This window comes from Helcobacillus massiliensis, from assembly GCF_014191425.1.
Lineage (GTDB): Bacteria > Actinomycetota > Actinomycetes > Actinomycetales > Dermabacteraceae > Helcobacillus > Helcobacillus massiliensis.
In genome coordinates, this window is the sequence record NZ_JACHWP010000002.1 from 258,394 (window position 1) to 272,745 (window position 14,352).

At 68.8% G+C, this 14,352-nt stretch carries 15 protein-coding genes; 6 read left to right on the plus strand and 9 right to left on the minus strand.

Annotated elements, in window-relative coordinates:
• Positions 1-255: 255 nt before the first annotated feature.
• Together groL and groES are read right to left on the minus strand one after the other, a co-directional pair.
• On the minus strand, positions 256-1,845 hold the full coding sequence (gene groL, locus FHX50_RS06760; RefSeq protein ID WP_183375870.1) for a chaperonin GroEL: 1,590 nt from the start codon (positions 1,843-1,845) through the stop codon (positions 256-258).
• A gap of 8 nt (positions 1,846-1,853) precedes the next feature.
• A complete protein-coding gene (gene groES / locus FHX50_RS06765) occupies positions 1,854-2,150 on the minus strand; it encodes a co-chaperone GroES (RefSeq protein WP_183375871.1) in 297 nt (98 codons plus the stop codon).
• Between the two features lie 431 nt (positions 2,151-2,581).
• On the opposite strand from groES, the gene FHX50_RS06770 reads away from it, so the two are divergent.
• Positions 2,582-2,776: a hypothetical protein gene (locus FHX50_RS06770; protein WP_183375872.1), complete on the plus strand. Its 195-nt coding sequence runs from the start codon at positions 2,582-2,584 to the stop codon at positions 2,774-2,776.
• A gap of 187 nt (positions 2,777-2,963) precedes the next feature.
• Here the strand turns inward: FHX50_RS06770 and FHX50_RS06775 are convergent, their stop codons facing one another.
• The 6 genes from FHX50_RS06775 to FHX50_RS06800 all read right to left on the minus strand — a co-directional run bounded on the left by FHX50_RS06775 (position 2,964) and on the right by FHX50_RS06800 (position 7,277).
• The gene (locus tag FHX50_RS06775; protein WP_183375873.1) at positions 2,964-3,821 is read right to left on the minus strand and encodes a metallophosphoesterase family protein; all 858 of its coding nucleotides are present in this window, start codon (positions 3,819-3,821) and stop codon (positions 2,964-2,966) included.
• A gap of 9 nt (positions 3,822-3,830) precedes the next feature.
• Positions 3,831-4,268, minus strand: a complete 438-nt coding sequence (locus tag FHX50_RS06780; RefSeq protein WP_183375874.1) for a hypothetical protein — start codon at positions 4,266-4,268, stop codon at positions 3,831-3,833.
• 147 nt (positions 4,269-4,415) lie between these two features.
• Entirely contained in the window at positions 4,416-4,919 is a 504-nt protein-coding gene (locus FHX50_RS06785; protein ID WP_415829872.1) for a molybdenum cofactor biosynthesis protein MoaE, read from the minus strand.
• A complete protein-coding gene (locus FHX50_RS06790) occupies positions 4,916-5,401 on the minus strand; it encodes a MogA/MoaB family molybdenum cofactor biosynthesis protein (RefSeq protein WP_183375876.1) in 486 nt (161 codons plus the stop codon). The genes FHX50_RS06785 and FHX50_RS06790 overlap by 4 nt, the downstream gene beginning before the upstream one ends.
• Positions 5,398-5,949: a cyclic pyranopterin monophosphate synthase MoaC gene (gene moaC, locus FHX50_RS06795; protein WP_183375878.1), complete on the minus strand. Its 552-nt coding sequence runs from the start codon at positions 5,947-5,949 to the stop codon at positions 5,398-5,400. The genes FHX50_RS06790 and moaC overlap by 4 nt, the downstream gene beginning before the upstream one ends.
• Positions 5,946-7,277 (minus strand): molybdopterin molybdotransferase MoeA, encoded by a 1,332-nt coding sequence (locus tag FHX50_RS06800; RefSeq protein WP_183375880.1) that lies wholly within the window; start codon positions 7,275-7,277, stop codon positions 5,946-5,948. Before FHX50_RS06800 ends, moaC begins: the two co-directional genes overlap by 4 nt.
• A 124-nt stretch (positions 7,278-7,401) precedes the next feature.
• Between FHX50_RS06800 and moaA the strand changes: the two genes are divergently transcribed.
• Positions 7,402-8,499 (plus strand): GTP 3',8-cyclase MoaA, encoded by a 1,098-nt coding sequence (gene moaA / locus FHX50_RS06805; RefSeq protein WP_375544863.1) that lies wholly within the window; start codon positions 7,402-7,404, stop codon positions 8,497-8,499.
• A 2-nt stretch (positions 8,500-8,501) separates the two neighbouring features.
• Positions 8,502-8,756 carry a MoaD/ThiS family protein gene (locus FHX50_RS06810; RefSeq protein WP_221187236.1) on the plus strand — a complete coding sequence of 85 codons (255 nt, stop codon included), beginning with the start codon at positions 8,502-8,504 and terminating at the stop codon, positions 8,754-8,756.
• Here FHX50_RS06810 and FHX50_RS06815 read toward each other — a convergent pair whose 3' ends face one another.
• Complete coding sequence (locus FHX50_RS06815; RefSeq protein ID WP_246370830.1) at positions 8,757-9,965, minus strand: HesA/MoeB/ThiF family protein; 1,209 nt, start codon at positions 9,963-9,965, stop codon at positions 8,757-8,759.
• A gap of 325 nt (positions 9,966-10,290) precedes the next feature.
• On the opposite strand from FHX50_RS06815, the gene FHX50_RS06820 reads away from it, so the two are divergent.
• From FHX50_RS06820 to FHX50_RS06830, 3 genes are read left to right on the plus strand one after another with little or no spacing between them, the layout of a single operon-like run.
• Positions 10,291-11,280: an ABC transporter permease gene (locus FHX50_RS06820; protein ID WP_183375885.1), complete on the plus strand. Its 990-nt coding sequence runs from the start codon at positions 10,291-10,293 to the stop codon at positions 11,278-11,280.
• A 3-nt stretch (positions 11,281-11,283) separates the two neighbouring features.
• Positions 11,284-12,249 carry an ABC transporter permease gene (locus FHX50_RS06825; protein WP_183375886.1) on the plus strand — a complete coding sequence of 322 codons (966 nt, stop codon included), beginning with the start codon at positions 11,284-11,286 and terminating at the stop codon, positions 12,247-12,249.
• Entirely contained in the window at positions 12,242-14,341 is a 2,100-nt protein-coding gene (locus FHX50_RS06830) for a dipeptide ABC transporter ATP-binding protein (RefSeq protein ID WP_183375887.1), read from the plus strand. Before FHX50_RS06825 ends, FHX50_RS06830 begins: the two co-directional genes overlap by 8 nt.
• Positions 14,342-14,352 lie beyond the last annotated feature (11 nt).

A 14,352-nucleotide genomic window follows, 5' to 3' on the forward strand; every position in this document is an offset into this window, starting at 1 on the left:
TCGGGCGCCCGTGCGCCTTCCGGGACGGCGGCGCAGTGGTGGGGCGCGGTGGTGAGTCGGTGGGCGCACTGAAGCGCGGACCGGCTCCCACGGTCAGCAGTGAGGGGGTTGGTTCACTGGGGGCGGCGCGTCGTCGCTGCTCGCCCGATGACTGACCCAGGCTACAGAAGAACCGAACCCCCGGCATCTTCTGCCGGGGGTTCGGATAGGGGTCTCACACGAGCGCCTCAGGCGCCTGTGCAGCGGGGGCGGGGATCAGTCCTCGTCCTCGTCCTCGCGCTTGTCGACCACGAGGGTCTCGGTGGTGAGCACGAGACCGGCGATGGAGGCCGCATTGCGCAGGGCGTTGCGGGTCACCTTCACCGGGTCGATGATGCCGGCTGCCGCCAGATCCTCGTACTCTTCGGTGGCGGCGTTCAGGCCGGTGCCGATCGGCGCCTGCTTGACCTTCTCCACCACGACGTAGCCTTCGAGGCCGGCGTTCTCGGCGATCCAGCGCAGCGGCTCCACAACGGCCTTGGCGACAGCGCGCACGCCGACTGCTTCATCGCCTTCGAGGCCGAGGTCGTCCTCGAGCACGGTGGCTGCCTGCACGATGGCGGAGCCGCCGCCGGAGACGATGCCCTCTTCGATCGCTGCGCGGGTGGCCGCAACAGCATCCTCGATGCGCATCTTCTTCTCTTTGAGCTCCACCTCGGTGTGAGCGCCGACCTTGATGACGGACACGCCGCCGGACAGCTTCGCGAGGCGCTCCTGCAGCTTCTCGCGGTCCCAGTCGGAGTCGGTGTTCTGGATCTCCGACTTGATCTGGGCGACGCGGTCGGCCACGGCCTCGTCATCGCCGGCGCCGCCGACGATGGTGGTGGCGTCCTTGGTGATGACGACGCGCGAGGCGGTGCCGAGATCAGCCAGGGTGGCGGTCTTCAGGTCCAGACCGAGGTCCGGGGTGATGACCTGCGCACCGGTGAGGGTGGCGATGTCCTGCATCATGGCCTTGCGGCGGTCGCCGAAGGCCGGGGCCTTCACGGCGGCGCCCTTGAAGGAGCCGCGCAGCTTGGAGACCACGAGGGTGGCGAGGGCTTCGCCCTCGACGTCCTCGGAGATGATGAACAGCGGCTTGCCGGTCTCGACGACCTTCTCCAGCAGCGGCAGGACGTCCTGCACGTTGGAGATCTTGCCCTGGTTGATCAGGACGTAGGCGTCCTCGAGGACGACTTCCTGGCGGTCCGCATCGGTGACGAAGTGCGGGGAGATGAAGCCCTTGTCGAACTGCATGCCCTCGGTGAAGTCCAGCTCCAGCGCCGTGGTGGAGGACTCCTCCACGGTGATGACGCCGTCCTTGCCGACCTTCTCGAACGCTTCGGCGAGCAGCTCGCCGATCTCGCGGTCCTGGGAGGACACGGCGGCCACGCTCGCGATCTGGTCCTTCGAGGAGATCTCGATGGCGTTCTCAGCGAGGCGGTCGGAGAGCGCCTGGACGGCCTTCTCCATGCCGCGCTTGAGGCCGGCCGGGGCAGCGCCGGAGGCCACGTTGCGCAGGCCCTCGTGGACGAGCGCCTGGGCGAGGACCGTTGCGGTGGTGGTGCCGTCACCGGCGACGTCGTTGGTCTTGGTGGCGACCTCCTTGGCGAGCTGAGCGCCGAGATCCTCGAACGGGTCCTCGAGCTCCACCTCGCGGGCGATGGTCACGCCGTCGTTGGTGATGGTGGGGGCGCCCCACTTCTTGTCGAGGACGACGTTGCGGCCCTTGGGGCCGAGGGTCACCTTGACGGTGTCGGCGAGGCGGTCGACGCCGCGCTCGAGCGCGCGGCGTGCGTCCTCGTCGTAGATGATGTCTTTAGCCATGGATGGAATCAGCCTTCGATGATTGCGAGGATGTCACGCTGGCTCAGAACGAGGTACTCCTCGGAGCCGTACTTGAGCTCGGTGCCGCCGTACTTGGAGAACACGACCTTGTCGCCGAGCTTGACGTCCATGGGGACGCGCTGGCCCTTGTCGTCGAAGCGGCCCTCGCCGACGGCGACGACCTCGCCCTCCTGGGGCTTCTCCTTCGCGGTGTCCGGAATGATCAGGCCCGATGCAGTGACCTGCTCGGCTTCGAGCGGCTTGACGACGACACGGTCCTCGAGGGGCTTAATGGAGACCGACATGCGACCTCTCTCCTTTGACTCTTGATGATCAGAGATCAGCGGATCCATCGGTGGGCGGTCGTCGTCGCGGTGCCGACCGGCCCGAATCCACTGGCTGGCACTCTCCGGCGGAGACTGCCAATGCGGTCAGCCTAGTGGCGCAGTTGGCACTCATGCAACACGAGTGCCAACTGCGCCCGCACCCGTTCGCCAACGGTGAACCGACTGCCCCTGCGAGATGCTCAGCACTCCCGACCTGCGCTCCGGCAGGGCCCGAATGGGGACCCTGGTCCCACCCGGGGAGACTCGTTTCATAGAGCTGCGCCACAGACGGGGATCACAGGGTTCTGCGGCTCACAATTCGCTTGGGGCGGGCGACTCGGCCTCTTTAGAATGGAGTCACAAGCTTTGGCAGAGGCCGATGGGGAATCGGCGAGGAAGGGGCATTCATTATGCAGAACGCAGCAGCATCCACCAAGTCCGCCCGCTGGACCGAGCGCTTCTTCGGCAACCTGAGCCGCAAGATGGTCGGCCAGGACGTGGAGCGCGGCAGCGTGGTCCCCGGTTCGCGCCACAACTCGAACGTCGCGGCCATCGCCCACAGCCACACCGCACAGGGCGTTACCGCTCTCGGCATCGGTCGCTGAGCCGCCCTCCCCGTCAGTACGCTGCAGCGCCACCTGGTTGACCCAGGTGGCGTTCTTCATGCCCGAAGCCCGGCCGAACCAATCCGCCGCACCGACTATTCGCCGCAGAGATCCTTCCCATTCATCATTCATTCATCTGAGTGAGCAGATCTTCGCTGCGGGAATGCGAACCGTGTGGTTCGGGAATTCACTTCCGGCCCGCTGCTTCCACGATCCGGGTGATCGTGTCGGCATCGAACGAGTAGACCGGCTCGGTCACCTCACCGGTGTCCCCCGCGTTCGGCCAGTGGAACGACTGAATGCGGCACCCGTCGGCCCCAACATCCACGAGGCTGGCGCCGCTGAGGCCGAGCGCGACCTCCTTCTCCCCCGCCTCGCCGGCGAGCGCGGCCGACGGATCCGTGACGTTGACGATGCCCGGCGCCACGTGCACCGGCACGCTCCCCAGCCGGCCGCTGGTCGCGGCGTGCAGATGGCCGGAGAGGATCAGGTCCACGCGGCTCTCCAGCAGCTCGCGCAGCTCGTCCAGGCCGTCGAGGCTGAGCGCCTGGAACAGTCGGGAGGTGACGGGGAAGGGCGGGTGGTGCAGCACGGCGATGGTCGGCCCGTCGACGCTCTCGGCGAGGATCGCTGCGACCTCCTCCCGCTGCTCGGCGCCCACGTGGCCGTATCCCGCGCGCGGAACTGAGGTGTCCAGAGTGATGATGCGGCCGTCGCCGACCCGTTGGCAGCGCACCGTGGGCAGCCCCGTCGCGGCATTCCAGCCCGCGGGCACATCGTGGTTGCCCATCGCGATGGTGTGCTCGGCGCCGTGGGCCCGGGCGAAGTCGCCGATCACGCGCTCGAGGTGGCGGTAGGAGTCCTCGGAGCCGTCATCGGAGGCATCACCGGAGTGGACGACCGCATCGAGCGGGCCGATGTCCGCGAGCCTGGTCAGAACGCCGTCGAGGGCGGCGCGGGCGTCGATCCGCCCCTGGTGGAGGACCGGTCCTCCACTGGGGTCCGCCGCGCTGATGTGCGTGTCGGTGAGGTGCAGGATGCGCATGGGCCCAGACTATCGACGCTGCCAGGGGCGGACTATCGACGCTGCGCGAGGCGCGCGCGGCGCCGCGCTTCTCGCAGGGCCCGCTCCCCCCGCGCGGCGCACCAGGCTGCCCACCCCGGCCATGGCGCAGGAGAGCACTATGGCGAGCCCGGCGGCGAACCAGATGCCGAGGCCGCCGTTCTGCAGGCGGGAGTCCATGATCTCGGGATCCACCGCGAGGCTGGCGAGGGGCAGGCCGAGTCCCATCAGCACCAATGCCCTGACCTGGCTGGTGAGCAGATGGTGCCCGTCGAACAGCAGCGCGAGGCGGCGGGGCGCCGAGGCTCGGCGGCGCAGCCGCTGCTCGTCCACCATTCGTCGCAGGTCCTGTTCGATCGCGGCTCCGTCGGCTCCGCGCCAGGCCTCCCTGGCCCGCCAGCGTTCGAGGTCCGCGAGCAGGCGCTTCACCCCGCGCTCGGAGAGGCCGACGACCCCCAGGCGGATGCGGTGGGCCTCGAGTGCGTCGAGGACGGCTCGGGCGAGCGGCAGGCTGCTCAGCTGCTCGGGGGCACGTCCATCGCGAACAGGACCGCGCGGACGTGATCGAGGTTCAGATCAGCCAAGGGCCGCGACCCATTCCTGGGTGCCGTCGTCGAAGTGCTGCTCCTTCCAGATCGGAAGCCGCGCCTTCACCACGTCGACGAGCACGTCGCACGCCTCGAACGCGCGCTTGCGATGCGGGGCGGCGACGGCGCAGGCGAGCGCGCAGTCGCCGATGCTGAGGGGGCCGTAGCGGTGCGCCGCCGCGATGATGACGTCCGGGAACCGCCCGGTGACGTCCGCCAGCACCTCGTCCATCACCTGCTGGGCCGACGGGTGCGCCGTGTAGGCCAGGCGCTGAACCCCGCGGCCCTCGTCGTGGTTGCGGACCACGCCGTCGAACGTGACCACGGCGCCGCAGCGCTCATCCGCGACGAGCCGCGCCATCTCCTGCACGCTCACGGCCTCCTCGGTGACGAGGGCGAGGCGCATGCGGTGCTCAACGGGTCCGAGGCTGGGGTCGCGCGGATCCTGCGGCCGGACCATGTCCTCGGGCAGCACGGAGGAGTCGCTGCTCATTCGTGGCCGCCTCCGTCGCGCTGCTCCATCAGGTGGGCGAGCATCGGCTCCAGCACCACCATGCCGTCGCGCACGCCCCCGCGGGAACCGGGCAGGTTGACGATGAGGGTGCGGCCGTTGAGGCCGGCCAGACCGCGGCTGATGGCAGCGAGCGGCGTGTTATCCAGGCCGCGGTGGCGGATCGCTTCGGGGATGCCGGGCAGCTGCCGCTCCAGGTAGGGGGCGGTCTGCTCCGGGGTGACGTCGCTGGGGCTGATGCCGGTGCCGCCGGAGGTGATGATGACGTCGGCGCCGGCCTGCAGGGCGCGGCCGATCTGCTCGCCGACCTCGGGGCCGTCGGGCACGATGACGCGCTCGGGCACCGTCCAGCCGAGGGCGGTGAGCCAGTCGGTGAGGATGGGGCCGGTGCGGTCCTCGTAGGTGCCGTCGGCGGCGCGGGTGGAGGCGATGATGACCTGCGCGGTGAAGGGGTGGTCGGTCATGGTCGGGGGGTCTCCTCGTTCTCGGGGGTGCGGGACCAGTCGCCGCTCTTGCCGCCGGATTTGGCGAGGACGCGGGTCTGCTGGATCACGGCGAGGTGGTCCACGGCTTTGATCATGTCGAACAGGGTGACGGCGGCGATGCTGGCGGCGGTCAGCGCCTCCATCTCGACCCCGGTGCGGCCGGTGGTGCGCACCTGCGCGGTGACGGTGATCGCGTCGGTGCCGGTGGGCGCGAAGTCCACGCTGACCTTCGTGATCGGCAGCGGGTGGCACAGGGGCACGAGCTCACTGGTCCGCTTCGCCGCCATGATCCCCGCAACGCGGGCCACGCTCAGCGCCTCCCCCTTCGGGAGGTCACCGGTCATGATCTTCTCGATGACGTCGGCGCGGGTGACGAGAGTGGCTTCAGCGGTCGCTTCGCGGGTGGTGACGGACTTGTCGGTGACGTCGACCATGTGGCTGGATCCGTCGGCCCGCACGTGCGAGAGGCCGCCGGCGCCCGCGGCGGGGTCGCCGGCTGCGCGGGTGTCACTGTTGTCGCTGGTCATGTCAGCACCATCACCTCGAAGGAGTCGCGGTCGTGGATCGTGGTCGTGTCCGCTGGGATGATCACCAGGGCATCGGCGAGGGCGAGGGCGCCCAGCAGGTGGGATCCGGGCCCGCCGACGAGCCGGACGGTCGAATCGGTCTGGATGCGGCCGCGGCGGATCTGGGTGCGTCCCGGCGGGGAGGCCTCATCCTCTCCGGTCTGGGTGCGCACCTCCAAACACACACGCGGCCGGGCGGACGCGCCGACGGCCTGACGCACGAACATCTCCAGGCTGACCAGCGCGGAGACGGGGTTGCCGGGCAGTGCGATCCACGCGACCTCCTCCCCGCTGGAGCGGGTGAACACGCCGAGCCCCTGCGGGCCGCCGGGCTGCATGGCGACGGTGTGGAACGCCAGCCGCAGCGGGGAGCCCTCCAATCGGGCGGCCTGCCGGATCGGCTCCACAGCGCCGGCGCTGACGCCGCCGGAGGAGACGATCAGCTGCGCGCCGGTCTCCCGCAGCGCCATGGTGACGGTGTCGATCAGGGCGCGCGGGTCGTCGCCCACGCGCACGCAGCGGACAGCGTCCACCCCCATCTCGCGCAGTGCCGTGACGAGGGCGGGGCCGTTGGCGTCGCGCACCTGCCCGGCGCCCTCCCCCAGTTCGGCGCCGGTGGAGACGACAACGGCGCGCAGGCGCTCGGTCACCTCCACGCTCTGCAGGCCGACGGAGGCCAGGTGTCCGATGAGCCGCGGCGTCAGCACCGTGCCGGCACGGGCGGCGACATCCCCCGCTTCCGTGTCGGAGCCGGCCCGGCGGATGAAGCGGCCGACCTCTCGGTGCTGCGGGCCGAGGGTGATCGTGATGGCCTCGGCGCCGATGCCGCTGGCGTCGCCGGTGCGGTGGTCGTTGAGGCCTCCGTCGGCTCCCGTGTCCTCGGGGCGGAGTGCGGCGATCTGCGCGAATCGGCCGAGGTCCGTCTCCTCCACGGGGACGATCGCGTCGCACCCCTCGGGGGTCGCGGCGCCGGTCATGATGGCGCGCGCCGTGTGGGGTTCGAGCACTCCGGGGTCATGGCCGGCGGCAATGATCGGGCCGAGCTTAAGGGAGATCCGGTCGCCGTCGGCTGTGGAGCGGGTGCTGTCGGTGGAGATCGCGAAGCCGTCCATGGCGGAGTTGTCCCGCGCGGGGATCGCGATGGGTGAACGCACATCGGCGGCGAGGCGGCGACCGGTCGCATCCAGGAGGTCGACCGTCTCCACCGGGGCCAGATCGGGCGGGGCGATGCGGGCGATGAGGTCGCGCACCGCCTGCTGATGCTCATCGATCCGAGTGGGGGCGGACATCGTGACCTCCTCGTGGTGTGAGCCGGGATGACCGTCCCTTCAGGTTATCGCGGACCACCAGTAGGCTGGTGGGACCTCGGGGCCCGACGCGCTCCGAGCCGATCGAGAAGAGGTGAATGCGCTGATGGCAGTCTCCCTCGGCATGCCGAGGCCGCGATCGGTGGATCCGACCACCACGGACCTCTCCACTGATGGCCGCCCGAACGTCCCGGGGCTCATCGACCGATTCGGCCGCACCGCGAACGACCTCCGGGTCTCCCTCACCGACTTCTGCAATCTCCGCTGCACCTACTGCATGCCGGAGATGGGCATGGAGTTCCTGAAGAAGAACCAGCTGATGAGCGTGGATGAGATCGTGCGACTCGTCCGCATCGGCGTGGAGCACCTCGGCGTGGACCAGGTGCGCTTCACCGGCGGAGAGCCGCTCACCCGCCCCGATCTCGCGGAGATCATCGCGGGGGTCGCCGCGCTCGAGCCGCGCCCCAACATTGCGCTGACCACCAACGCCATCGGTCTGGACATCCGCGCCCAGGAGCTGGTGGATGCGGGCCTGGACCGCATCAACGTGTCCCTGGACTCCGTGGTCTCCGAGACGTTCGAGGCGATGAGCCGCCGCCCCCTGCTGCACCGCGTCCTGGCGGGGCTGGAGGGCGCGCAGGCTGCGGGCCTGGACCCGATCAAGGTGAACGCCGTCCTGCAGCCCGGTGTGAACGACCATGAAGCGCCGGACCTGCTGCAGTGGTGCCTGGACCGCGGCTTCGAACTGCGGATCATCGAGTACATGCCGATCGACGGCGGCAAGGCCTGGAACCGCACGTCCATGATCACTGCGGCCGATGTGCACGCGATCCTCTCAGGCCGCTTCCTGCTGACCCCGACTGCTGAACCGCGCGGCAGCGCCCCCGCGGAGACCTTCCAGGTGCGCCTGCGCGAGGCGGGCCCGGACTCCGAGGTGCTCGGCACCGTCGGTGTGATCGCCTCGGTCACGCAGCCGTTCTGCGCCGCCTGCACCCGCACGCGGCTCACGGCCGAGGGCCGGGTGCGCACCTGCCTGTTCTCCCATGAGGAGACGGACCTGCTGGATCTCATGCGCGGCGGCGGCAGCGATGAGGACATCGCTGACCGGTGGCGGGCCGCCCAGTGGGGCAAGCAGGCCGGTCACGGAATGAACCGGCCCGACTTCGTGCAGCCCGACCGCCCCATGTCCGCAATCGGAGGATGAGAATGTCTGAGAATCCGTCGGTCGATGTCCGCTTCTTCGCCGGCGCCGCCCACGCCTTCGGCACGCAGCAGCGCACCGTGCAGGCCGACACGTTCGGTGCTCTGCTGGCGGCGCTGCGCTCGGATGCGAGCGAGGATGCGCGCACGGTTCTGTCGCGCAGCAGCTTTCTGCTGAACTCCGCCGCCTGCTCGGATGAGTCGGCGGCGCTGAGCGCCGGTGACCGGGTGGACGTTCTGCCCCCGTTCGCCGGCGGCTGATCAGCTGGCGCCGGCCGCGTAGCCGCCGGCCATGTCCGCAACCTCGATGCCGAGCTGGGCGAGCTGCGCCTGCGTCTTCGCGCTGCGGCCGCCGGCCTGGCAGTGGATGATCGCGCCGCTGAGCTCCCGCGGATCCGAGAAGGGGCCGACGGGTGCCCCCTCGCCTGTGCGCGCGAACTCCAGCAGTCGTCCCATCGGAATGTGGATCGAGCCGGGCAGCATCCCGCCGGCGACCTCATCCGCCTCGCGGATGTCGATGAGAGTGCGCTCCCCCGCCGCCGCTGCGGCCAGGGCCTCCTGAGGGGTGAGGATCTCTGCGTGCATGGTTCCGTCGGCCTCCTTGGTGGTCGGTTCGGTGAGGTTCGGTGCGGTCGTGGTGCCGCGCTCCACGGGGGCGAAGCCGCAGGTGAGGGCCAGGTCCTCGACCTCGGTGACGGCCTCGCGGCCAAGGGTGCGGCGCAGCGGCAGGTAGTCCCATTCGCCGCGCAGCGCATCGAAGATGCCGACGCGCCCGAGCAGCGGCTCACCCACGCCGCTGAGGACCTTGACCGCTTCCATGGCCATGGACGTGCCGATCACGCCGACCACGGTGCCGATGACCCCCGCTTCGGAGCAGGAGGGGATCTCTCCCGGTTTCGGAGGATTCGGGTGCATATCGCGGTAGGTTATGCCGCGGCCTGAATCGCTATAGAACACCGACAGCTGTCCGTGGAACCCCAGGATCGACCCCCATACGAGGGGGATGTTGAGGATTTCGCAGGCGTCGGAGACGAGGTAGCGGGTGGGGAAGTTGTCGGTGCCGTCGAGCACCAGGTGATGGCCGGCGAGTTGGTCGAGGACGGTGTCCGCGCGCAGGGAGTCCGGCACGGCCGTGATCTCCACCGCGGAGTTCAGGGCAGAAACCGCGCGCACTGCCGATTCCACCTTCGGGCGCCCGACCGATTGTTCGGTGTGGAGGATCTGCCGCTGCAGGTTGGACTCGTCCACCGCGTCCGGGTCGAACACCGTGATCCGGCCGACCCCGGCGGCCGCGAGGTACTGCAGGATCGGAGATCCGAGCCCTCCGACACCCACCACCGCGACCCGCGCCCCGAGGAGCCGGCTCTGTCCGGGCTCACCGAACTCGGGCAGCAGGAGGTGACGGGAGTAGCGCCGCGCCTCCTGGGCACTGAGGGGTTCGGGTCGGCGAGGAGCGGGGTCTGCATTCATATTCATCATCCTGCCACCGGATGACGAACGGGCAAATGTAACAAGTCGGTAACGCCCGTGATCTAGGCAACGAGTGCCCCCTCTCACATGAGGTAAGGTTCATCGAGAGCTGGCCCACAGTCCCCGTCTTTCAGCGATGAAAGAGCAGGTCAACTCACCTTCGCCGCCACCGGCGCACCCCACGCACCATGGCCGGCCGGATCCGACGCCGAACGCCCGCTGACCCAGCGGACGCTGACCCGAGAGGAGCATGCATGTCCTGCACAGCCCAGCCCCTCCCGGCGGCATCGAAGACGTCCCCTACTGTCCGAATCGGAGACCTTCCGTGATCAAATACCTCCTCAGGAGGCTCGTCAATTACCTGATCCTCACGGTGATTGCGACCCTCTTCGCGTACATCGCGGCCTCGTCGTTCTTCTTCCCTCGGCGGAAGTACCTGACGTCCAGCGAGCCGATCCCCGAAGCATCGGTGGACGCGATCCTCGACCGCGTCAACATGAACGACAAGACCCCCGTGCTGGAGCGCACCTGGCGGTGGATCACCGACGTGTTCACCAAGCCGTGGATCCAGAAGCTCAACGAGGACCTCAACGGCGACTGGGTCATGCATCAGCTCGGCCTGCGCGCCGGCGTCTCCCTGCAGCTGCTGTTCGCCGGTGTCCTCATCGGGGCGATCCTCGGCGTCACCCTCGGCGTGTGGGGCGCGGTCCGCCAGTACAAGGCGAGCGATCAGATCGTCTCCTACGCCTCGTTCGTGCTGATCTCCACCCCGACCTTCGTGCTCGGTCTGCTGCTGATGGTGCTCACCACCTGGCTGAACAACTCCCTCGGCTTCCAGCTGATCCGCTTCACCGGCGCCTACACACCCGGGGTCGAGGACGGACTGCCGAAGCTGCTGGACCGGTTGAACCACATGATCCTGCCGACCATCGTGCTGATCCTGTTCTCCGCCGCCGGCTACTCCCGCTACATGCGGTCGGTCATGCTCGACGTCCTCGGCTCGGACTTCATCCGCACCGCGCGTGCGAAGGGCGCCACCCGCAACCACGCCCTCATCAAGCACGGCGTGCGCGTGGCACTGATCCCGATGTCCACCTACTTCGCCTACGCCTTCGGCACCCTGGTGGCCGGCTCGGCGTTCCTGGAGATCATCTTCTCCTGGGCCGGCATGGGCCAGTACGGCATCAACGCGGTGCAGGTCTCCGACGTCAACGCCCTCACCGGCAACGTGTGCTTCACCGCCGTCATCATCCTGTTCTCTTCCATGCTGTCGGAGATCCTCTACGCAGCGCTCGACCCGAGAGTGAGGGTCTGACCCATGTCAACGAACAACCCCGCACCTCCTGCAGACACCGCCCCGGACCTCCCCCAGGACCTGGAGCCCACCGCACCCCTCTCGGATGAGGCGACCGACAAGAAGCGCGAGCGCCCGATCTCCCGCTCGCAGCTGGTCTGGCGCCGCCTCAAGCGCAAGCCGAACTTCTGGATCGGCGGCGTCGTGATCGCCGGCATCGCCCTGTTCGCTGCGTTCGGCGGCATGATCAACGTGTACGAGCTCAATGAGCAGGACATCTACAACTTCAACTCCCCGCCCTCCAGCCAGCACTGGTTCGGCACCGATTCGATCGGCGTGGACCTGTACGTCTCGCTCGTGCACGCCCTGCGCAAGTCCCTGCTGATCGGCTTCCTCGCGGCCCCGCTGGCCACCCTCATCGCCGCGTTCTTCGGCTCGCTCGCCGGCTACCTCGGCGGCTGGGTTGAGATGCTGATGAACTGGCTCGTGAACCTGCTGCTCGTGCTGCCGGTGTTCTACGTCCTGATGATCGTCTCGCCGATGCTCGCCTCGCAGTCCTGGCTGATCCTCGTGGTCGCGATCGGCGCGTTCGGCTGGATGATCATGGCGCAGATCGTGAAGAACCAGACCAAGTCGCTGAAGGACCGCGAGTACGTCAAGGCCGCGCGCTACATGGGCGTGGGCACGTTCACCATCCTGCACCGCCACATCATCCCGAACGTGGCGTCCCTGCTGATCGTGGACGCCGCCATCGGCGTCAGCGGCGCCGTCCTCTCCGAGACTGCCCTGTCCTTCTTCGGCCTCGGCATCCAGCCGCCTGACATCTCCCTCGGCGTGCTCATCGCCCAGGGCCAGAACGCGGCCATCACGCGCCCGTGGCTGTTCCTGTTCCCCGCCGCTTTCCTCGTCGCCCTGCTGACCGCCGTGAACCTCGTCGGCGATGCGCTGCGCGACGCCATCGACCCCACCAGTGAGGTGAACCGTGCCTGAGCCCCTGCTCCGCGTTCAAGACCTGTCGGTCTCCTTCCCCAACCAGAACGGGCTCGTCCGCGCCGTCCGCGGCGTCAACTACGAAGTCCACGAGGGCGAGTTCCTCGGCATCGTGGGCGAGTCCGGGTCGGGTAAGTCCGTCTCCTCGATGGCAGTGATGGGCCTGCTGCCCTCCAGCGCCCAGATCGAGGGCAGCATCACCTACCGCGGTGAATCGCTGCTCCACAAGAGCGATCGCGAGCTCTCCGACCTGCGCGGCCGCGAGATCTCGATGATCTTCCAGGACCCGCTGTCGGCTCTGACGCCGGTGTACACCATCGGTCAGCAGATCGAAGAGGCGCTGACGCTCCACAACAAGAACGTCTCCGCCGATGCGCTGCACAAGCGCGCGGTCGAACTGCTGAAGATCGTCGGCATCCCCGGCGCGGAGCGCCGCGTCAAGGCGTTTCCTCACGAGTTCTCCGGCGGCATGCGTCAGCGCGCCATGATCGCCATCGCCATGGCGAACGACCCGCAGCTGATCATCGCCGATGAGCCCACCACCGCTCTGGACGTCACCATCCAGGCGCAGATCCTCGAGGTGCTGCAGAAGGCGAAGGAGGTGACCGACGCTGCCGTCGTCCTCATCACCCACGACCTCGGCGTGGTCGCCGGCAACGTGGACCGCGTGGCCGTCATGTACGCCGGCAAGCTCGTGGAGAAGGGCGATGTGGACGAGGTCTTCGCCCAGCCGCGCATGCCGTACACGATGGGGCTGCTGCGCTCCGTGCCGAACATGCTGACCGCCGGCAAGGACCGCCTCGTTCCCCTCGAAGGCCGCCCGCCGAGCCCGGCCGCGCTGCCGAAGGGCTGCCCCTTCGCTGATCGCTGTCCGGCCGCGATCGACATCTGCCACCAGGAGGAGCCCGAACTGCTCGGCTTCGAGGACGTGCCCGGCCGCACCGCCGCCTGCCACCGCGCCGGCGAGATCGCCGCCGGCACCCTCACGAGTGCCGACATCTTCCCGCGCCCCGAGTACGTGCCCCACGCGATCGAGGACTCCGATGCCCTCGCCCCGATCGTGGAGGCCGAAGGCCTCGTGCGCCACTTCCCGCTGATGAAGGGCTCGGTGTTCCGTCGCCAGGTCGGCGCTGTGAAGGCCGTGGACGGCGTGGACTTCGAGATCCGCCCCGGTCAGACCCTCGGCCTCGTGGGAGAGTCCGGTTCCGGCAAGTCCACCACCGCCCTGGAGATCATGGAGCTGGTGAAGCCGCAGGCCGGCCGCCTCGTGGTCGACGGCACGGACGTCTCCACGCTCACCGCGAAGCAGCGTCTGGCGATGCGCCGGGACGTCCAGATCGTGTTCCAGGACCCGATGGCGGCGCTGGACCCGCGCATGCCGGTCGGCGAACTGATCGCCGAGCCGCTGACCGTGCAGGGCGTGCCGAAGGCTGAGCGCCACCGCAAGGTGCGCGAACTGCTGGAGCGCGTGGGCCTGTACGCCTCGATGGCGGACCGCTACCCGCACGAGTTCTCCGGTGGTCAGCGTCAGCGCATCGGCATCGCCCGTGCTCTGATCACCGAGCCGAAGCTGCTCGTGCTGGACGAACCCGTGTCCGCTCTGGACGTGTCCGTCCAGGCCGGTGTCATCAACCTGCTGGAGGACCTGCGCGACGAGCTCGGCCTCAGCTACCTGTTCGTGGCCCATGACCTCGCGATCGTCCGGGAGATCTCGGACTACATCGCGGTGATGTACCTGGGCCGCATCGTCGAATACGGTCCGGTGAAGGACGTGTTCGAGCACCCCAAGCACCCGTATACGCGGGCCCTGATGTCGGCCGTGCCGGTCCCCGACCCGGCAACGGAGCGGTCGCGTCAGCGCATTCTTCTCCAAGGGGACCTGCCGAGCCCCACGGAGACGATCACCGGCTGCAACTTCGCATCCCGGTGCCCCCTTCGACCGCTGCTCAGCGACGAGCAGCAGTCCCGGTGCCGGACGGACGACCCCGCCGGGGTCTCCCACGGCGCATCGCGAGTGGCGTGCCACTACGCCGATGAGATCTCACGTCTCGACAACGTGGACACATCCAATCTCGTCACTGGTGCCCAGTGACGTTCTAAGGA

Excerpts from the sequence above, each read along its gene's own strand:
- FHX50_RS06770 (WP_183375872.1), top strand. The coding sequence starts at position 2,582 with ATGCAGAACGCAGCAGCATCCACCAAGTCCGCCCGCTGGACCGAGCGC.
- moaA (WP_375544863.1), top strand. The coding sequence starts at position 7,402 with ATGGCAGTCTCCCTCGGCATGCCGAGGCCGCGATCGGTGGATCCGACC.
- moaC (WP_183375878.1), bottom strand. The coding sequence starts at position 5,949 with ATGACCAGCGACAACAGTGACACCCGCGCAGCCGGCGACCCCGCCGCG.
- groL (WP_183375870.1), bottom strand. The coding sequence starts at position 1,845 with ATGGCTAAAGACATCATCTACGACGAGGACGCACGCCGCGCGCTCGAG.
- FHX50_RS06775 (WP_183375873.1), bottom strand. The coding sequence starts at position 3,821 with ATGCGCATCCTGCACCTCACCGACACGCACATCAGCGCGGCGGACCCC.
- FHX50_RS06825 (WP_183375886.1), top strand. The coding sequence starts at position 11,284 with ATGTCAACGAACAACCCCGCACCTCCTGCAGACACCGCCCCGGACCTC.
- FHX50_RS06815 (WP_246370830.1), bottom strand. The coding sequence starts at position 9,965 with ATGAATGCAGACCCCGCTCCTCGCCGACCCGAACCCCTCAGTGCCCAG.
- FHX50_RS06785 (WP_415829872.1), bottom strand. The coding sequence starts at position 4,919 with ATGAGCAGCGACTCCTCCGTGCTGCCCGAGGACATGGTCCGGCCGCAG.
- FHX50_RS06800 (WP_183375880.1), bottom strand. The coding sequence starts at position 7,277 with ATGTCCGCCCCCACTCGGATCGATGAGCATCAGCAGGCGGTGCGCGAC.
- FHX50_RS06810 (WP_221187236.1), top strand. The coding sequence starts at position 8,502 with ATGTCTGAGAATCCGTCGGTCGATGTCCGCTTCTTCGCCGGCGCCGCC.
- FHX50_RS06790 (WP_183375876.1), bottom strand. The coding sequence starts at position 5,401 with ATGACCGACCACCCCTTCACCGCGCAGGTCATCATCGCCTCCACCCGC.
- groES (WP_183375871.1), bottom strand. The coding sequence starts at position 2,150 with ATGTCGGTCTCCATTAAGCCCCTCGAGGACCGTGTCGTCGTCAAGCCG.